This window comes from Zobellia roscoffensis (assembly GCF_015330165.1).
GTDB lineage: Bacteria > Bacteroidota > Bacteroidia > Flavobacteriales > Flavobacteriaceae > Zobellia > Zobellia roscoffensis.
On the sequence record NZ_JADDXT010000002.1, the window covers coordinates 4229440 to 4247592 of the forward strand.

The 18153-nt window shown below is 37.3% G+C and carries 19 protein-coding genes; 8 read left to right on the forward strand and 11 right to left on the reverse strand.

What is annotated here, in order from left to right:
* Both IWC72_RS17160 and IWC72_RS17165 read right to left on the reverse strand, forming a co-directional pair.
* A complete protein-coding gene (locus IWC72_RS17160) occupies positions 1-372 on the reverse strand; it encodes a response regulator (RefSeq protein ID WP_194527404.1) in 372 nt (123 codons plus the stop codon).
* A gap of 10 nt (positions 373-382) precedes the next feature.
* Entirely contained in the window at positions 383-1108 is a 726-nt protein-coding gene (locus IWC72_RS17165; RefSeq protein WP_194527405.1) for an Hpt domain-containing protein, read from the reverse strand.
* A gap of 194 nt (positions 1109-1302) precedes the next feature.
* On the opposite strand from IWC72_RS17165, the gene IWC72_RS17170 reads away from it, so the two are divergent.
* Positions 1303-2604 carry a dipeptidase gene (locus IWC72_RS17170; RefSeq protein WP_194530631.1) on the forward strand — a complete coding sequence of 434 codons (1302 nt, stop codon included), beginning with the start codon at positions 1303-1305 and terminating at the stop codon, positions 2602-2604.
* On the opposite strand, the gene IWC72_RS17175 is transcribed toward IWC72_RS17170, so the two are convergent.
* From IWC72_RS17175 to IWC72_RS17190, 4 genes are all read right to left on the reverse strand, one after another.
* Positions 2601-2996: an acyl-CoA thioesterase gene (locus IWC72_RS17175; protein ID WP_194527407.1), complete on the reverse strand. Its 396-nt coding sequence runs from the start codon at positions 2994-2996 to the stop codon at positions 2601-2603. The two genes, IWC72_RS17170 and IWC72_RS17175, sit on opposite strands and share 4 nt — an antisense overlap.
* A 57-nt stretch (positions 2997-3053) precedes the next feature.
* Complete coding sequence (locus IWC72_RS17180; RefSeq protein WP_194530632.1) at positions 3054-3950, reverse strand: DUF72 domain-containing protein; 897 nt, start codon at positions 3948-3950, stop codon at positions 3054-3056.
* A 115-nt stretch (positions 3951-4065) separates the two neighbouring features.
* Complete coding sequence (locus tag IWC72_RS17185) at positions 4066-4665, reverse strand: hypothetical protein (protein ID WP_194530633.1); 600 nt, start codon at positions 4663-4665, stop codon at positions 4066-4068.
* 190 nt (positions 4666-4855) lie between these two features.
* Entirely contained in the window at positions 4856-6208 is a 1353-nt protein-coding gene (locus IWC72_RS17190) for an NAD-dependent succinate-semialdehyde dehydrogenase (protein ID WP_194530634.1), read from the reverse strand.
* A gap of 156 nt (positions 6209-6364) precedes the next feature.
* Between IWC72_RS17190 and IWC72_RS17195 the strand changes: the two genes are divergently transcribed.
* Positions 6365-6772: a glyoxalase gene (locus IWC72_RS17195; protein WP_194530635.1), complete on the forward strand. Its 408-nt coding sequence runs from the start codon at positions 6365-6367 to the stop codon at positions 6770-6772.
* On the opposite strand, the gene IWC72_RS17200 is transcribed toward IWC72_RS17195, so the two are convergent.
* A complete protein-coding gene (locus IWC72_RS17200) occupies positions 6764-7444 on the reverse strand; it encodes a DUF2461 domain-containing protein (RefSeq protein WP_194530636.1) in 681 nt (226 codons plus the stop codon). The two genes, IWC72_RS17195 and IWC72_RS17200, sit on opposite strands and share 9 nt — an antisense overlap.
* Positions 7445-7537: 93 nt before the next feature.
* On the opposite strand from IWC72_RS17200, the gene epsC reads away from it, so the two are divergent.
* Together epsC and cysM are read left to right on the forward strand one after the other, a co-directional pair.
* The gene (gene epsC / locus IWC72_RS17205; RefSeq protein ID WP_194527413.1) at positions 7538-8332 is read left to right on the forward strand and encodes a serine O-acetyltransferase EpsC; all 795 of its coding nucleotides are present in this window, start codon (positions 7538-7540) and stop codon (positions 8330-8332) included.
* On the forward strand, positions 8322-9206 hold the full coding sequence (gene cysM, locus IWC72_RS17210) for a cysteine synthase CysM (RefSeq protein WP_194530637.1): 885 nt from the start codon (positions 8322-8324) through the stop codon (positions 9204-9206). The genes epsC and cysM overlap by 11 nt, the downstream gene beginning before the upstream one ends.
* 10 nt (positions 9207-9216) lie before the next feature.
* Here the strand turns inward: cysM and IWC72_RS17215 are convergent, their stop codons facing one another.
* The 3 genes from IWC72_RS17215 to IWC72_RS17225 form a co-directional block, all read right to left on the reverse strand.
* Positions 9217-10014: an alpha/beta hydrolase gene (locus IWC72_RS17215; protein WP_194530638.1), complete on the reverse strand. Its 798-nt coding sequence runs from the start codon at positions 10012-10014 to the stop codon at positions 9217-9219.
* A 68-nt stretch (positions 10015-10082) separates the two neighbouring features.
* Entirely contained in the window at positions 10083-11174 is a 1092-nt protein-coding gene (gene corA, locus IWC72_RS17220) for a magnesium/cobalt transporter CorA (RefSeq protein ID WP_194527416.1), read from the reverse strand.
* Positions 11175-11213: 39 nt separating this feature from the next.
* The gene (locus IWC72_RS17225) at positions 11214-11912 is read right to left on the reverse strand and encodes a tRNA pseudouridine synthase A (RefSeq protein WP_317171418.1); all 699 of its coding nucleotides are present in this window, start codon (positions 11910-11912) and stop codon (positions 11214-11216) included.
* Positions 11913-12084: 172 nt separating this feature from the next.
* Here IWC72_RS17225 and IWC72_RS17230 point away from each other — a divergent pair, with 172 nt between their 5' ends.
* Together IWC72_RS17230 and IWC72_RS17235 are read left to right on the forward strand one after the other, a co-directional pair.
* On the forward strand, positions 12085-12522 hold the full coding sequence (locus tag IWC72_RS17230; protein ID WP_194527418.1) for a hypothetical protein: 438 nt from the start codon (positions 12085-12087) through the stop codon (positions 12520-12522).
* A gap of 189 nt (positions 12523-12711) precedes the next feature.
* Positions 12712-13194: a hypothetical protein gene (locus tag IWC72_RS17235; RefSeq protein ID WP_194530639.1), complete on the forward strand. Its 483-nt coding sequence runs from the start codon at positions 12712-12714 to the stop codon at positions 13192-13194.
* 97 nt (positions 13195-13291) lie between these two features.
* Here IWC72_RS17235 and IWC72_RS17240 read toward each other — a convergent pair whose 3' ends face one another.
* Positions 13292-15652 carry a T9SS type A sorting domain-containing protein gene (locus IWC72_RS17240; protein ID WP_194530640.1) on the reverse strand — a complete coding sequence of 787 codons (2361 nt, stop codon included), beginning with the start codon at positions 15650-15652 and terminating at the stop codon, positions 13292-13294.
* Between the two features lie 238 nt (positions 15653-15890).
* On the opposite strand from IWC72_RS17240, the gene IWC72_RS17245 reads away from it, so the two are divergent.
* Positions 15891-16589, forward strand: coding sequence for a response regulator transcription factor (locus IWC72_RS17245; protein ID WP_194530641.1), 699 nt, complete (start codon positions 15891-15893; stop codon positions 16587-16589).
* Complete coding sequence (locus IWC72_RS17250) at positions 16586-18079, forward strand: sensor histidine kinase (protein WP_194527422.1); 1494 nt, start codon at positions 16586-16588, stop codon at positions 18077-18079. Before IWC72_RS17245 ends, IWC72_RS17250 begins: the two co-directional genes overlap by 4 nt.
* Positions 18080-18153 lie beyond the last annotated feature (74 nt).

Genomic DNA, 18153 nt, shown 5'->3' on the forward strand with positions numbered 1-18153 from the left:
TTAAGTTTTATTCAATTCTCGTGCAACACGCACTAAAAGCTCAGATGGACTCACCGGTTTTGATATAAAGTCGTTTGCGCCCAGTTCAAACGCGTTCAACACGTTTTCTTCGTTTCCTGCAGATGATATAATAATAATGGGTACTTGAGATTTTAATTCCTTGCGTACATAAGCAATAAGCTCCATACCGGAGAAATAGGGCATCATAATATCACTTACAATAATATCGGGCATGTGCCCTGACAGATATTCTTTTACCTCTTTTCCGTTGGTGCTATGATTAACCTCATAGCCCCCTTTCTTTAATCGAAAGTTGAGCAAAGACGCCAGTAACTCATCATCTTCCGCTAACAATAATCTCTTTTTGGTCATTGCTAGGTTTTTAATTATTGGTAAGCTCTACATAAGCACGGTCTAATTCTGTTTTAACTCTTGGGAATTCTTCACTAAAACACTTACAAAGAAACTCCAAATGCTTTGGGTCCTGATCTAGTTTACATCCTTTCTGAATTTGGATGATAATTTCATGTAGATTATCTGTTCGCATCATAGCCAATCCCGTTTTTATTTTGTGTGCGGCTAAATCTAACTCTTCAAAATCTTGGGTCTGTAGGTGAATTTTAGAAGCTCCAATAAACTCAAGCCCATTACTTATGAAAATTGAAATCAATTCACGTAATAAGCTCATTTCACCCATACACTCCATCAGCATTGGTTTTAAATCAATCTCTGTATCGTCATGCTCACTTACATTTGTTTTTCCGTTAAGAATTAATATTTCTTTTTTATCCATAGCAGTATCAATTTGCAGTTCCTTTAAAACATTACCGTAAGATTTGTGATGCTCAATTACAGCTTCATACGTCTCTAAATCTAAATCTGGATACACCTTTTCAAACTCGTTGGACTTAGCTTTTGATAATTCCTTTTGCTTATCCGTGTCTATATTTTCCTTAGACAGGAAGACCATTTCTAAAAGGTTCTTTTTAAAATGTTGGAAAGATACTTTAAGATGAAAAGCCTCATCCTTAGTTAATTTTTCGACTGAAAAATCATTTAGGTGCGACTCTAAATCCGTTAATTGGAAAAGTAGGTTTTTCGTTTTCAATTTAGGTAGTTTAGGTTAATAAGAATGGGACTGATTTTTTACTATTTTTTCATTACTTTATTTATAAATTTAATAGGTATACTATGCTCTAAAAGTAAAATTCCCTTTTTAACAAAGGGTGAGCAACTTTATGTTCCCTAAGCCCCTATAAATGTTGTCAAAATGCATAAATTGGATGTCAAAACCCTATTAATATGAAGCATTTTATCTGTTTTTTAAGCATTCTGTCTTTTCTGTCCTGTGGCCAAACCAATAAGAAAGTAGAAGAGAAAACACAAGAATCCATACTGGAAAAGGCAAAACGAATACATGAAAAAGTAATTACAATAGATACTCATAATGACATCAATGTCCATAATTTTACGGACAGCCTTAACTATACCCAACGCCTAGAAACACAAATTAATCTGCCAAAAATGGATGAAGGTGGATTGGATGTTACATGGCTTATAGTGTATACCGGTCAAGACACTTTAACAAATGAAGGTTATGCCAAAGCTGAAAAAAATGCTATTTCTAAATTTGAATCTATACATCGTTTATGCGAAGAAATTGCGCCTGAAAAAATAGAACTCGCTTTAACATCAGAAGATGTAAAACGCATACATGATTCCGGCAAAAAGGTAGCCATGATCGGTGTTGAAAATGCGTACCCCATGGGCAATGATTTAGCTAATTTTAAAAAGTACTATGACTTAGGAGCACGCTATATTTCATTATCGCATAATGGCCACAGTCAGTTTAGTGATTCCAATACCGGCGAGAAAGATAGCGTATGGCTCCACAATGGTTTAAGTGAATTAGGTCAAAAAGCTGTAAAAGAGATGAATAGACTGGGCATTATGGTGGATGTTTCTCATCCCTCCAAAGAAGCTATGAAACAGATGATTGCACTTTCTGAGGCGCCAATTATAGCTTCACATTCTTCTGCAAGAGCCTTGTGCGACCACAGTAGAAACCTAGATGACGAGCAGTTAAAACTCATGAAGGAAAATGGTGGTGTAGTACAGACCGTAGCTTTTAGTTCATATTTAAATACGGAAAAAGATGAGGCCTATAATGCCTACATCAAAAACATATTAGAAAAAGTTGCAGATTCTATGGGAGTAGAATGGTATAGAAGAGATCAGTTTTCTTCATTGACCGATTCTCAAAAAGAAGTTTTCATGAAGAATTATCCCAAAGTGAAAAAAATTGCGATTTCTATCGCAGACAAAGCTCCTGATGCACCGGCCATGGTAGATGTTTCAGATTTTGTAAATCATATAGATTACATGGTCAATTTAATAGGTATTGACCATGTAGGCATTAGTTCTGATTTTGACGGTGGTGGCGGTATCAAAGGATGGTCAGATGCATCTGAAACCTTTAATGTTACCCTTGAACTTGTAAAACGTGGTTACACCGAAGAAGAAATTGCCCAATTATGGGGCGAAAATCTGTTGAGAGTCTTAGATGAAGTCCAAGCTATAGCCAAAAACATGCAAAAACCTTAATCCTCCGTAGCCAAACGGTCTACAACATATTCAATTTTTGTTTTTCCATGAGGCTTAGGTTTACCATCATCATCAAGGTTTACCATGATAATATTATCTACGGTAACAATGGTTTCGTGAGTCATTTTATTTCTAACTTCACAGTTTAAGGTTAATGAAGATTTGCCAAACTTAACAACTTCAATACCAATTTCTACAATGTCACCTTTTACAGCAGAACTCATAAAATTGATTTCTGACATGTACTTGGTGACCACTTTTTTGTTTTCTAATTGAATAATACTGTACAATGCAGCTTCTTCATCTATCCATGCCAATACGCGACCACCAAATAAGGTCTCGTTGGCATTTAAATCTCCGGGTTTAACCCATTTTCTAGAATGAAATCTCATGTTACTAATGGTTTAAGAGTGTTGAATTTTTATGCGAAATTAAGAAACAAACAAACCCTAAAATAGTTTACCCGAAGAATCTTGAAGCGTTTTCGGAATTTGAAGGTCTGTGTCCCATTTTTTATTCAATTTGTCAATAAATTGTGCCGATAATAAAGGGGACTCCAATTCCATATTTTGATGCACGAAGAAATGAATGTTTCTCAACCCCTGCTTTTTCCAACTATCCAGTTTTTCAATCCAATCTTCCAACCGGTTGTAATCACTACTATGATTAGCGCCCACATAACGAATAAAAGCTTCGTTGTTGGTAAGGCGCATATGTAACATATCCCTGCGCCCTGCCGTATCCACAATTATATTGGCTATGTTGTTTTCTTCTAAAAGGTGATACAGTTCTTGACTTACTTTTTCTTCATTAAACCAATCTGTATGCCTAAATTCCATAGCTAAAGGAAACTCTTTGGGCCAATATTCTACAAAGCGCACCACCCTATCCCAGTTTTTTGGCCCAAAATTATCGTGCATTTGTAAAAAGATAGTCCCTAATTTCTCTTTTAGGTTTGAGGTGTTTTCCAAATACCTATCTACAATGGGCAGAGAGGCTTCGTTCAAACGTCTAAGGTGGCTGATATCTCTAGAGATTTTCGGGAAAAATGTGAACCCCTCCGGGGTTTTATCATACCATTTGGTGTACTGTTCGGCGGGAAATATGCGATAGAAACTTGCATTCAATTCTATGCAATTAAATTGAGAACTATAGTAGACCAGCTCATCTTTTGTTCCGCGCGGATAAAAATTCTTCAAATCTTGACGGTTCCATTTGGCACACCCTACGGAAATTTGCAAAGGTTGGTTTTCATCAACCTTAGATAGTACTCCAGCAGTAGTTACATGGTCCTCAGGTAGTGTAAAATCAATATTTTCCGGATGGTCTACTTTTCCAAATTTCATCTTAAATAAATTTTCAATTCTAAATTTATTCTTACTGAATGGCAATGTGGCACTTTACCTAAAGAAAAAAGCGGCTATTAAAATAGCCGCTCTTAAAATAATATATTTACTGGTATTACTTCAATGCCTTCTTAATAATATACCCTGCAATGTTTTTAGCAAGTTTAGCGTAACATTCCGAAATACGGTAGCCACTATTGTAATCATTGCCCATTGCGCCATAGCCCTGAACATCTTCATACGTACCTTCTAATAACACATTAGTTGGATTTGCTGTTTCATACACCGTAATAACAGTAGATATTTCGGCATTTTTTCTAACTATTCCCACATTATAGCCGGCATAGATTTTAGTGGTATGTATTTTCATGGTATAATCAGCAGCATCCATAGAAACGCTTACTTCACCATCATCAAAACGCTTATTGAAAGATTCAATAAACTTAGGCTCGTAACGCTCCTCGCGGTCCGCAAACCAAGATTCTTTAAATTTTTCACCCGTACCAGCTTCTTTTTCCTCTCGTTTAGCCATTTTATCAGCTAAAAAATCTTCTTCAGAATCGAACTTTGGAATTTCCAGATTGCTGTAGTCAAATTCCAAGGTATAGGCAGAAATATCCTTGAGGTTTTTTATATCCCCTTCTTTTACTTTCATTTTCTGGGCATAGGTAGTAGCGGATACGACCAATAATGCCATTACTAAAAATTTACACATCTGAATTTAGTTGTTTATAGCGGTTAATATTTCTTACAAGATACAAACGTTTCAAAAATGAACAAGTTTAATTGTTTAATATTAATCGTTAATTGCAACTGCTCTCCTGATCTATCCGATAGCAGCAAAAAATAACTCATAACTACCTTACAATAAAACAGTTACAAACAAAATATAAAATAAAGAGTGACTACTTAATGTATACCGTTTTCTTGTTCACAAACTCCTTAATTCCATGTGACGACAGTTCTCTCCCATATCCCGATATACCAATCCCTCCAAAAGGTAACCTAGGGTCACTTTTCACCAATTCATTAACGAATACAGCCCCTTCGTTAAACTTGGGGATAAGGTTTTTAGCACGATTCCTATCTGAAGTAAATATACTGACACCTAAACCAAAAACTGAATTGTTAGAAAGTTCAACGGCCTCATCATCACTGTCAAAAACAGTAATTCCAATAGCTGGGCCAAACGTTTCTTCATTAAAAATAGGCATATCCGCAGTAACTCCAGAGAGTATGGTCGGTTCAAAATACGTACCCTTTCTATTCCCGCCCAAAACGACCTTCGCTCCCATTTCGACGGAATCGGACACCTGTTTTTCTAGGTCTTTTGCTAAATCTTCTCTAGCCATTACCCCAATATAGGTATCTTCCTCCATAGGGTCTCCGACTTTAAAACGTTTCACCCTTTCTATAAATAGCTTTGTAAACTGCTCTGCAATACTTTTATGTACCAAAAGGCGCTTACCGGCTATACAGCTTTGACCAACATTCTGAAAACGCGCTGTAGCACAGGTCTCTATGGTTTCATCCAAATTGGCGTCATCAAATACCACCAACGCATTACTTCCCCCTAGTTCCAGAACTGTTTTCTTAATTTGTTCACCGGCTATGGATGCAACTGAAGACCCCGCAGGCTTACTTCCTGTTAAGGTTACGGCTTTTACCAAATCGTTCTCTATTACAGATTTAATTTTATCGCTACTCAATATTAAGTTTTGAAAACAACCTTTAGGGAAGCCTGCGTTCTCAAAAACCTCTTGAATCATTTCTGCAGATTTCATAACGTTTGAGGCATGTTTTAAAATTCCCACGTTACCTGCCATTAAATTAGGAGCCGCAAAGCGGAAAACTTGCCAAAATGGATAATTCCATGGCATAACCGCTAGAATTACACCTAAAGGTTGGTAATGCACATAACTGGTCTCTGCATCTGTTTCTATAATTTCATCTTGTAATTGGTTTTCTGCATTTTCTGCATAATACTCACAAGCCCAGGCGCATTTTTCAACTTCGGCAATAGCTTGAGAAATTGGTTTACCCATTTCTTTAGTTATAATTTCACCATACTTCCTTTTGTCATTTCTTAGTTCTTCCGCAGCCTTGTACATGAGCTTTGTTCGTTCTTCGTAAGAGGTCTCTTTCCAGTCAAGATAACATTCATGTGCTACTTTAACCTTACCCTCTAATTCATTATAAGTCAATTCATTAAAGTTAAACAGTTTATCTCCGTTATATGGGTTTATAGATTCCTTCATTCTATTATTTTTTAGATAATTTTAAATACTCTTCAGCAATTTTTTTACCGCTACAAAGTAACTGCTTTGTAAGAATGTTCATAACCTCGTTAAAAACTAATTTTAGCACAAAAAGGGCTGGGCGGCTTAATCCTTATCTTTATAGAAACCCGTATCATGAGTGATCGATCCCACAATCTCTTAAGTATTCGTCCTGAAATTCCATCTGCAAAAATCTCTGATAACATGAGCGAAAATGAAAGGTTTCAAAACCTAACCTTTCGCCCTATTCTAAAGCTTCAGAATTTCATGTTCATTGCCGTTTTTAAAAATTATATAGCCAAACACAAAAACAGTTTTTACGAGCTTTCACTAGAAAAACGTTTTGAGTTTATAGAGAATGCCATACAAAAGGACATTAAGTTCCGTAATTCCTTAAAAGGTATTGTAATTGGCCATTTTACCGTAGAAGAATACGAAATCTACATTAAAAACTCTTCTGCACTGAACAAGCGCATGATGAACATGGTTATAGACCGCTTAAAGGACCAAGTCCAGCTTTTTGAAGAACCTGTATTACTCTAAAAGCGATTCTCCGTTTAAATTTGTCGTTAGCACATCACTCATATAATCAAAAAAAGGTCTGATGGCTATAAATGTCTCATTAATTTCGTCAGCGAAATTTGCAGACAGCACCTGCTTGTCCGTAAACTTTCGGGTGAAAATAAATTGCTTCTTTTTAATTAAATCAATATCCTTGTGAGCCTTATCAAAGCCTTTAGGTGCAGTTTTAAGCTCATCACCTTGTAGTTCTCCCCACGCTTCCTTAAAATGCTCTTGCGAGATAATTTCCCGCATTTCTGAAGAATCTTGTTCCAATTCTTTCCGAATCCGGAGCAAATCTTCTTTGTTCGGATTCCAAAAACCCGTTGCCAAGAAGGACTCTCCCGGTTTTATATGCAAATAATAACCGCCACGCCTTTGGGCACCTGCACGGGAAAAAGAACCTGCTAGATGTGCTTTGTAAGGTGTTTTATCCTTAGAAAAACGAACATCCCTATAAATCCGGAACATTTTAGTTTTTTCAATTTCATCATGAGTGTTAAGTTTAGTGGCTACGCCTTCAAAAAATGCTTTAACGCTCTGTTCGTGACGTTTAAACTTTGGTTTGTTCTCTGTAAACCATTCTCTGTTGTTATTCTTTTTAAGCTGAATTAAAAAATTGAGTGTTTCTTTCGTAATTATGGGATCTAACATACGACCTAAATGTTGTTATTTTAGATAAAGTTAACCTTTTTACGAAATCGGCTTTTAGATTTATGAGTAATTTAGCCCTTTCAGCAATAGCATATGGACCATACTTCAATCATTGACAAAATTAACAGGCATAAGAAACAGCCTAACTTAAGATACAGGCTTAAAGAAAAAGTTGAAGAGTTTACCAATTTACTTTTCTACACACTCTTTGATATTGACACGCCTGTGGAGAAAAATTTAGACAAACTAGAGCAACTTTTTGATAGTGTAGTTGATTTAGCTTGTTGGGACATCAATAAGCCTTGTAAAAAAGTCTGGGAGAATTACGTAGAAAAACTACCTAGCATATTACAACGTCTAAATCTAGATGCAGAGGCAACAGTAAACTGTGATCCTGCATCATTATCCGTAGAGGAAGTATATATGGCCTATCCTGGTTTTTATGCCATAGCCATTTATCGTTTGGCACATGAGCTTTATTCAGAAGGTTTTCCTTTAGTACCTAGATTAATGACGGAATATGCCCATAGGCAAACAGGTGTAGATATAAACCCAGGTGCTGATATTGGAAATTCATTTCATATTGATCATGGAACAGGGGTTGTTATTGGTGAGACCGCCATTATCAAAGACCATGTAAAAATATACCAAGGGGTTACTTTGGGCGGACTTTATGTGGCCAAACATTTGCAGAGCACCAAACGGCACCCTACTATTGAAAACAATGTTACTATATACGCAAACGCAACTATTCTAGGGGGTGAAACGGTAATTGGAGAAAATTCCATTATTGGGGGTAATGCTTGGTTAACAGCATCAGTTCCTCCAAATTCAACAGTTTTTCACACACCTGAAATTAAAATAAAAACACTTCCCCATGTCTCATAGTATTTTAGACCTAATTGGTAATACCCCTTTGGTTGAATCAAAAGTATTGAACAAAAACCCTAATGTTAAGCTCTTTTTTAAAATGGAAGGGCACAATCCTGGAGGTAGTGTCAAAGATCGTGCTGCCTATAACATGATTAAAAATGGTCTTGATAGAGGAGATTTTGATAAAAGCTCTAAACTCATTGAAGCTACAAGTGGAAACACAGGTATTGCATTAGCCATGATTGCCGGTATTTACGGTTTAGATATAGAATTGGTCATGCCAGAAAAAAGTACTATTGAACGTGTACAAACAATGCGAGCATATGGAGCAAAAGTTACCCTTACCCCTGCCGGTGTTGGAATTGAAGGTGCTAGGGATTATGCCGAAGATAAAGTAAAGAATGAGGGGTATGTAATGATGAACCAGTTTTCTAATGATGATAACTGGAAAGCGCATTACCAATCTACAGGGCCGGAAATCTGGAGAGATACCGATCAAAAAATAACCCACTTTGTTTCTGCTATGGGAACTACAGGGACCATCATGGGTACCTCTACCTATTTAAAAGAACAAAATAAAGATATTCAGATTGTTGGCGTTCAACCTACCGATGATTCTAGCATTCCTGGAATTAGAAAATGGCCCAAAGAGTATTTGCCTCAGATTTTTGATGCAAAAAAAGTAGATCAAACTATAGAGGTAAGTCAAGCTGAAGCTAAAGAAATGGCCATAAGATTGGCTAAAGAAGAAGGTATATTTTCGGGAATGAGTAGCGGCGGCGCAGCAGCAGCAGCTTTACGACTAGCAGATACACTAGAAAGTGGAACTATAGTTTCCATCATTTGCGACAGAGGAGACCGATACTTATCTTCTGATTTATTCGATTAAAGCGATTGATTTAGTCTAAGGCTTTGCTCATCCCTTCTTTAAAAACCTTAAAGTCTTGGAGGTAGTTATGCCCGCCTTCTTTGATTGTGAAGAATTGTTTGTTATTTCCGGGGATGGCCGCGTAGAGTTTCTCTGCGAATTCATATGGTATGACCACATCTTCTTTTCCATGGAAAATGAAAATAGGGCACTCTACTTTTGTGATGTATTCATTAGAAGGAAATCTAAAATTGGACAACCAATCTATAGGTAGAAAGGGAAAGCGATGCTTTCCTAATGATACTGCACTGTAAAAGGGTGATTCTAAAATCAACCTGTTAGGGTTGTTTTCTGAAGCCAGCCAAGTAGCTATACCAGTGCCAAAAGAACGTCCATAAAGCAAAATTTCGTCTTCGCTATATAGTTTTTTAGCATAGTTATAAAAAAGTTGCGCATCATTATATAACGCCTGCTCACTAAGCTTTCCTGTGCTTTTCCCGTAGGTCCTGTAATCCACAAGAATAGATTCGTAACCTTTTGTTGAAAAAAGGTTCGCTACATGTATCAAATGTGAAATATTCCCGGAGTTACCATGAAAATACACAATAACCCCCTTGGCACTATCTTGTTTGATATGAACTGCATTTAAACTAGCGCCATCGTTAGTAGTAAAATTAAGTTCCTCAAAATCTTGACAAAAATCATAGGTATGGTTTAGGGGCATCGTGGAGGGAAAAAACACCAAACGTTCTTGGTAAGTGTAAGCTAGAATGGTAATTAATACATACAAAACAGCAAGTATCAATCCCCATTTCTTCAATCTGCGCATAACGGTACTTTAAATTTTGGAATCGGTTTTACAAATTACGGATAACTTTTATAAGGAACTGGGCGTTATCAAAGCCAATGTTTTCTCTTGAAATAAATCATCATACCTATAAAAAGCGTAATCATAAGTCCCCAAAAATAATAGTAACCATACTCCCATTGCAATTCTGGTATGTGTTCAAAATTCATCCCATAAATACCGGCAACAAAGGTAAGCGGAATGAATATAGAAGCCATAATCGTAAGCACTTTCATGACTTCGTTCATTTTATTACTCATATTGCTCATGTACATTTCCATAAGACTCATGGACATCTCACGGTAAATCTGAATGCTTTCATTAATTTCAAGAGAATGGTCCAGTGCATCGCGCAAAAACACTTTAGTATCCTTAGTCACCAATTCATTCTCTGAATCTATTAACCTACTGATCAATTCTTTAACAGGGAAAATCCACCTTCTAATCTTGAGTACCTCTTTTTTTACTTCCTGAATTTGCTGGGCAACCTCAGGTGTGGGATGGTCATAAACAACTTCTTCTAAACGTTCAATCTTCTCATTCAGGTGCTCCAAGACTTCAAAATAATTATCTACAATAGCATCCAACAAAGCAAAGAACAGATAATCGGCACCTCTGGTACGTATTCTACCTGACTTTGAAGTAATGCGATTTCGTACTCCCTTAAATACATCATCTTCCAACTCTTGAAAAACAAGAACACAATTTTCCATCATGACCATGGCTACATGCTCATACACAATTTGCTGTTCTTCATTGATATAAAGCATTTTAAAAACCCCAAATATATACCCTTCATACTCATCTATTTTTGGACGTTGATTGGTGTCAACAACATCCTCAAGTACTAAAGGGTTTAGACCAAATCGTTTACCTACTTTATCAATAAATATTTCATCGCTTAAACCAATGACATCTACCCAAGATATTTCCGGTGGGTCTTTGTGGGCAGCAATCTCATCAATATTGCCTGGAGTATGTTCTTTAAAACTACTCTCATTATATTCTAATATATTTACAACGGATGCTCCTCCTTCCCTCTTCCCCATATAGGTAATAGTTCCTGGGGCCTTACCCTTTTTTTTATGGAACTTAGATTTTCTTTTGGGAATGATTTTACTCAGAGGTTTTCTTCGGGCCATTCAATGATTTTTTTATAAATATAACAAGAAGTTGGTCAATTATATTTCTTGGGAATCAAAATCTAATTGGTTTAACAACAGTCCAGAACCCGGGGCCACATAGGTAAGTTGAACGGTGCTTTCTGGTTTTAGAGAGTCTTCAATATCGACCAAGGTTAAATCTCCCTTCCCCAATTGAATCAATGCTCCCATAATCATACGAATTTGATACCGCATAAACCCCTTTCCTTTAACATGTAATGCATAACTTTTTTCAGGGAAGAAATTTGCTTTTAAAAGTTTGTTTTTCTTTAGTTGGCAAGAAAGTATGGTCCGTTTGGTTTTGGTGCTTTCCTGCAAACGAGCCGTGTACGTTTTAAAATCATGCTCTCCTTCAAAAAGCTTCGCTCCTATTGTCATCTTTTCAACATTCAGCGTGTCTAAAATATTAGCTAAAAAAGGTGCACAAAACGGGTGGTTCTTTTCTCCGTAAGAAAACAAATATACATACTCTTTAATTTTAGCGTCTTGAATAATATTGAATGAACTACTAGTTTCGGATACGGTTAAAGCCCTAATATCCGGAGGGAGGTTTTTATTGAATAATTGTAGAAAACCGTCTAGGTCATCAAGAGGTTCGTCCTCTATAAAAAGTTCTGCAACCATAGCAAGAGCCGAAACTTTTGCATCAGTCCTTCCTGCTCCTAAAATTTTAAATTTCCGGTCTATCAATACAAATTTCAATGTTTTTGTTAGCATAGCCTCCACTGTTTTTTGACCTGGCTGTTTCTGCCACCCACTGTAACGGAAGCCTAAATATTGAAGGCGTATTAAATAACAATAACGGGGTATTTGCATGCAATTCTTTGTTTACGGCCAAGCTACTATTTTTTTCGTACTTTGTAGATGCCAACCAATAAAACCGACAAAAATGACTGCTAATCAAATAACCAAACCTTCCATATGGTTTTGGGCTATAAGCATATTCGCCTTTATATGGAATTTAATGGGGGTTTGTGCTTACTTAGCTGATGCTTTTATCAGTGTTGAAGAACTAGCTCTACTATCTCAAGACCAAAGATTACTTTATGAATCAAGACCTATTTGGGTAACATCTGCCTACGCAATTGCTGTCTGGGCAGGAATAATAGGGTCAATAGCACTGTTGTTCAGAAAAAAATGGTCACAATCCCTTCTTTTTATTTCCTTAATAGGAGTTCTTGCTCAAAATGTGTATCAATTTTTCCTAAGCAATACTTTTGAAGTGTATGGATCTAGCGCTATATATTTACCTGTTATGATAATTGTGGTGAGTATAGCTTTAGTTTTATTTGCAAAATATTGCTATTCTAAAGGTTGGATTTCATAATATTGTCGAAAAGAGCAAATTAGACAATAAAATAAATTGGTGTTCATAAATCTTGAATATTGATAATACCATTGTTTTGTTAAACTAAACAAAGCATATTGCGCTTTAACGATTATTTTAAATAAAGTAGGAAAAAAGACGTTTTTTAGTCTCCAAAATTAACCCCCAACCTCTGGAAAACAACTTTTTATGAAGTTTATTTTAAGAATATTTCCCTGGAAACGAACAATAAATATTTCCATAGCTGTCATAACTATACTTATTATTTTTAGCTTTTACGGACTTTACACTAATACCTTTTACCTTCTTAAACCTAACAACTATATATTTCCGTTGTTGACCTTATGTCATTTCACTTTTCTATATGTACTCTGGTTTAAAATCAAGGAAGACGAATTAACAGACCCGCAAATGCGTAATATTGAATACATATTGTATGCCGTTTTTGCCGTCTATGTGTTTAAAACAGTAGAGTCATTATATATTCTTGTTAGTTATTCCGAATTTGAAAACCATATTATTCCTGCGAGTTTTTTTCCTATTGGTATATTGATATTCTTGTTGCATTTATTTTTATTAGGTCTAACCCTATTAGCAATTAAGTACCGTAGGGATATGGTGGGAGCATATGAATTTGATGATATGAACCAACATATTGATTCTTGGGAATAAGCAATAATCCATTACAATACAAAACCCCCGTTAATTAACGGGGGTTTCTTTTTTGAACAATTGAGAAATCGTTCAAAACCTCATGACAATCTTATGGTTATTTTATTACAATCTTTTTTGTAATTGTTTTACCATTTGGCTGGCTAATTCGCAGAAGATATAAACCTCCCGGCACCGATTGCACATTGAGAGCAATTTGTTTATCCTCTACCGAACTCATTTCGCTTTTTACAGGATTGCCTGCAACGTCAAATAATGAAACTGCAACGTTTGGTGCAGTAAATTCGGGTAAGGAAACAGTTAAAACATCGGTAGCTGGTATTGGGTAAGCTTTTGAAGTCATTTCTGTAACCGGAACCTCCTTTCGTACCACTTCTATAGGGTTGGACAAGTCATAACACCCTACAAGGTCATTGGCATTAAGACCCATCTCGGCGCCTTGCAGTCCGTCCTCATAACGTAAATGCCAGATCAGACAAGTGCCCGCTCCCGCTCCATCAAAGTCCACACCTTCAACTGCAGCCATGGATGGTGGGATTCCCAATATCTTCCCTGCTTCATCGGTAATGACAAATGTGCTGTTCTTACCGGAACGCTTTCCCGTAACGGTAATTCCGCTCACCATATCCGGAGTACCGTCTACATAAAACTCGAATGGGCCACCTGTTAATGTACCCGCATCGGTTTCCGTGCGGACGACCATAATTGAATTGGATAGATCGAAGTTCCCTTTTAAGTCGTGGGCGTTCATTCCCATTTCCGCGCCTTCCAGTCCATCCTCATATCTCAAATACCAGATCAAACATGTTCCTGCTCCCGCTCCATCAAAGTTTACACCTTCCAAAGCTTCCATAGTTGGCGGAAGCCCTAATATCTTCCCTGTATCATCCGTAATAACAAAGGAACTGTTGCTTCCCATGGCGTCACCGCCCATGCTGATTCCAGAGACCATATCCTCAGTTCCGTCCACACAGAAATAAAAAGGACCACCGGAAAGCTCCCCGGCATTGACCACCATTTTCTCCTTTCGCACCACTTCTATTGGATTGGACAGGTCATAACACCCTACAAGGTCATTGGCGTTCAGCCCCATCTCAGCACCTTCCAGTCCGTCCTCGTAACGTAAATGCCAGATTAGGCAAGTGCCCGCTCCAGCTCCATCAAAGTCTACACCTTCAACTGCGGCCATGGATGGTGGGATTCCCAATATCTTCCCTGCTTCATCGGTAATGACAAATGTGCTGTTCTTACCGGAACGCTTTCCCGTAACGGCAATTCCACTGACCATATCGGGGGTGCCATCTACATAAAATTCGAATGGGCCACCTGTTAATGTACCAGCATCGGTTTCCGTGCGGACGACCATAATTGAATTCGATAAATCGAAGTTCCCTTTTAAGTCGTGGGCGTTCATTCCCATTTCCGCGCCTTCCAGTCCATCTTCATATCTCAAATACCAGATCAAACAAGTACCTGCTCCCGCTCCATCGAAGTTTACGCCTTCAACGGCATCCATGGTTGGTGGAAGCCCCAGTATCTTTCCGGCATCATCCGTAATAACAAAGGAACTGTTGCTTCCCATGGCGTCACCGCCCATGCTGATTCCAGAGACCATATCCTCAGTTCCGTCCACACAGAAATAAAAAGGACCACCGGAAAGCTCCCCGGCATTGACCACCATTTTCTCCTTTCGCACCACTTCTATTGGATTGGACAGGTCATAACACCCTACAAGGTCATTGGCATTAAGGCCCATCTCAGCACCTTGAAGTCCGTCCTCATAACGTAAATGCCAGATTAGGCAAGTGCCCGCTCCCGCTCCATCAAAGTCTACACCTTCAACTGCGGCCATGGATGGTGGGATTCCCAATATCTTCCCTTCCTCATCGGTAATGACAAAGGTGCTGTTCTTGCCTGAACGTTTTCCCGTAACGGCGATTCCGCTGACCATATCCGGAGTGCCATCTACATAAAATTCGAATGGGCCACCTGTTAATGTACCTCCGTCTGGCTGGTTCCGATACACGGTAACAGAATTGGAAAAACTGAATTCACCTTCCAACCCAGAAACATTCATGCCATCTGCCAAGCCTTCCAAGCCATCGGTATAGCTTAAATGCCATATCAAGCATGTTCCTGCTCCCGCACCGTCAAAATTAACAGCTTCCGGTTTTGGTGGCAATCCTAATATGTTACCCGCCTCATCAGTCACGACCCATTGTGAGTTTTCTCCGTTATTTCCAGAGACTTCTACCCCGGAAACGTGGTCTGGATATTTATCTCCAACGCAAAACATAAAAGGACCTCCGCTAATTTCTCCTCCTTCGGATGCTTCAGTAGTATCATTTGCTAAAATTGTTGGTGAGATGAAAAACATCACTAAAGTCAGCAAGAGTGCAGACCAATACAAAAGTGATCTGTTGTTCGCATTCAAATTAAAAAGTAGTTTTCTTTCCATAATAACGTGTTTTTAAGTTGTACCCAAACTAATTGTTATATTGAAAGGAAAAGTCACAGAAAGCTAAACTTTTCCTTTAATTCCGTGATACTTTTGTGAACTTTTACGACTTAAACGTCAGGTTATCAATAATTTTAGGGTTTCAAAGGTTATTATAGACCAATGTCTTCCCTTTATCTAATTTAGATTCTTTGTGATAACTATGTGATACTTTTTAACGTCATTCGTACTCAGAATTATGAAAGAAATATTAATTATAGAAGATGATCCAGAAATCATCAAACTGTTAGAAATCCACCTTACTGATCTCATTTATAAAACTTCAAAAGCCATGGATGGTGCTGAAGGCTTATTAATGGCGTTGAATAATGATTATGACCTTATACTATTAGATCTAACCTTACCAAGTATGGATGGGGTTGAAATTTGCAAAAAACTAAGAGTCGAAAAGAATACACCGGTAATTATGCTTACCGCAAAATCGGAAGAGATAGATCGCGTTTTAGGACTAGAAATTGGTGCGGATGACTATATCACAAAACCCTTTAGTATACGTGAGTTATTGGCTCGTATTAAAGCAGTTATGAGACGTACGGACGCACAGCAAACTAAAGCGGAAAACACGGCAACTATTGAATGTGAAGGTCTATTTATAGACATCGACAAACGGAAAGTGCTTTTAAATGATTCTAAAGTTGAACTGTCTCCAAAGGAATTTGAACTTCTGGTTTTAATGGCTTCCAATCCAGGAAGAAACTACTCAAGAACCGAACTCTTGAACATGATTTGGGGTTATAATTTTGAGGGTTATGAACATACGGTCAATTCTCATATTAATCGTCTACGAGCTAAAATTGAATCTGACATGGCAAATCCTACCTTTATTCTTACGACTTGGGGTGTGGGTTACAAGTTTAACGAAGACATTTCATTATGAGTCAAAAAGAAAAAACATTAACGCCCAAGCTAATTAAAAAACTTTGGTTGGCCTTTATCCTTCTTGTCTTATTGATGGGGGCTTCATTCATATTTATTACAGGCTATTTTGCCAATAAATATAGCCAAGAGACTACGCAACGCCTTAATGCTGATGTTGCCCATCACGTTATAGCCGAAAAGTTTAAAGACGCCTCACCATTTCTTGAAGACGGCAGTGTAAACAAGCCTCTTTTTGGTGACTTGATGCACGATATGATGGCCGTAAACCAGAGTATTGAAGTCTATTTATTGAATGAAACTGGAGAAGTTTTGTATTCCGTAGTATTAGATCATGGTGATAAAAGTTCTATCAAAAGTGTTTCTTTAACGCCTATAGAATTCTTCATTAAAAATAAAGGGGAACGTTTTGTTTTAGGTGATGACCCTAGAAATATTGGAGAGCAAAAGATATTTTCTGCTGCTCCTTACTCTGTTGATGGTCGTAACGGATTTGTTTATATTGTTCTTGCCGGCGAAAAATTCCAAGAAGTAAGTGATAACCTATTAAGTCAATATTTCACCAAATTAGGAATTGGTGCAACCTTATTGACCATGCTTTTTTCTCTGATTATTGGCCTTATTGCTATTTGGTTCTTAACCAAAAATTTGCGTTTAATTACAAAAACGGTTCGGAAATTCCATGATGGAGATTTACAAGCACGAATAGTAAATCCTGAAAAATCGGATATTGAAGTATTTGCAAACTCATTTAATGAAATGGCCGATAGTATTGTTGGGAATATGGATAAAATGCAATCTATTGATTTGTTACGAAGGGAATTAATTGCCAATGTTTCCCACGACCTTAGGACTCCCTTGGCTATTTTAAAAGGTTATATTGAAACTTTACAGATTAAAAACGATTCACTTTCCGAAATTCAAAAGCAAGAATATCTTCAAATTACTCATGATAACGTAGATAAGCTTTCCAACTTGATCAATCAACTTTTTGAATATTCTAAATTAGAGGCCGAACAAGTAACACCTGTAAAAGAACCGTTTTCCATTACAGAACTTTCTCATGATTTGATTGCGAAGTTTAGAGTGTTGGCAGAACAGAAGCAAATTAACCTTCAACTAGACAATCCTGAAGAAAACTGTATGGTCTTTGCAGATGTTAGTCTTGTGGAAAGAGCTTTACAGAACCTGATTGAAAATGCACTTAAGTACACCCAAGCGAATGGAAAGGTTACGCTATCACTTCAAAAGAAAGGAAAAAATGTTGAAATCAACATAACTGATACTGGTACCGGAATTCCTGTAAATGAACAGCCTTTTATATTTGACCGTTACAAACAGGTAGATAAAAGTGCTAAAAAGCAAGGTTATGGCCTTGGTTTGGCCATAGTTAAAAAGATAATGGATTTACATGACACCACTATTACCGTGTTGAGCAAACCTAAAGAAGGAAGTTCTTTTATCTTCAACCTTCCAGCTTATCAAGTTTAAAACAAAAGCTGAGCACTATTCGTAAGTTAACGAAGGAGTGCTCAGCTTTATCAATTTTATAAACTACGGAAATA

Bases quoted from the DNA above. Each gene is read 5' to 3' on its own strand.
- IWC72_RS17185 (WP_194530633.1), bottom strand. From the start codon at position 4,665: ATGTGTAAATTTTTAGTAATGGCATTATTGGTCGTATCCGCTACTACC.
- IWC72_RS17245 (WP_194530641.1), top strand. From the start codon at position 15,891: ATGAAAGAAATATTAATTATAGAAGATGATCCAGAAATCATCAAACTG.
- IWC72_RS17240 (WP_194530640.1), bottom strand. From the start codon at position 15,652: ATGGAAAGAAAACTACTTTTTAATTTGAATGCGAACAACAGATCACTT.
- IWC72_RS17170 (WP_194530631.1), top strand. From the start codon at position 1,303: ATGAAGCATTTTATCTGTTTTTTAAGCATTCTGTCTTTTCTGTCCTGT.
- IWC72_RS17190 (WP_194530634.1), bottom strand. From the start codon at position 6,208: ATGAAGGAATCTATAAACCCATATAACGGAGATAAACTGTTTAACTTT.
- corA (WP_194527416.1), bottom strand. From the start codon at position 11,174: ATGGCCCGAAGAAAACCTCTGAGTAAAATCATTCCCAAAAGAAAATCT.
- IWC72_RS17215 (WP_194530638.1), bottom strand. From the start codon at position 10,014: ATGCGCAGATTGAAGAAATGGGGATTGATACTTGCTGTTTTGTATGTA.
- IWC72_RS17195 (WP_194530635.1), top strand. From the start codon at position 6,365: ATGAGTGATCGATCCCACAATCTCTTAAGTATTCGTCCTGAAATTCCA.
- cysM (WP_194530637.1), top strand. From the start codon at position 8,322: ATGTCTCATAGTATTTTAGACCTAATTGGTAATACCCCTTTGGTTGAA.
- IWC72_RS17180 (WP_194530632.1), bottom strand. From the start codon at position 3,950: ATGAAATTTGGAAAAGTAGACCATCCGGAAAATATTGATTTTACACTA.
- IWC72_RS17250 (WP_194527422.1), top strand. From the start codon at position 16,586: ATGAGTCAAAAAGAAAAAACATTAACGCCCAAGCTAATTAAAAAACTT.
- IWC72_RS17175 (WP_194527407.1), bottom strand. From the start codon at position 2,996: ATGAGATTTCATTCTAGAAAATGGGTTAAACCCGGAGATTTAAATGCC.
- IWC72_RS17200 (WP_194530636.1), bottom strand. From the start codon at position 7,444: ATGTTAGATCCCATAATTACGAAAGAAACACTCAATTTTTTAATTCAG.
- IWC72_RS17230 (WP_194527418.1), top strand. From the start codon at position 12,085: ATGACTGCTAATCAAATAACCAAACCTTCCATATGGTTTTGGGCTATA.
- IWC72_RS17235 (WP_194530639.1), top strand. From the start codon at position 12,712: ATGAAGTTTATTTTAAGAATATTTCCCTGGAAACGAACAATAAATATT.
- IWC72_RS17225 (WP_317171418.1), bottom strand. From the start codon at position 11,912: ATGCTAACAAAAACATTGAAATTTGTATTGATAGACCGGAAATTTAAA.
- epsC (WP_194527413.1), top strand. From the start codon at position 7,538: ATGGACCATACTTCAATCATTGACAAAATTAACAGGCATAAGAAACAG.
- IWC72_RS17160 (WP_194527404.1), bottom strand. From the start codon at position 372: ATGACCAAAAAGAGATTATTGTTAGCGGAAGATGATGAGTTACTGGCG.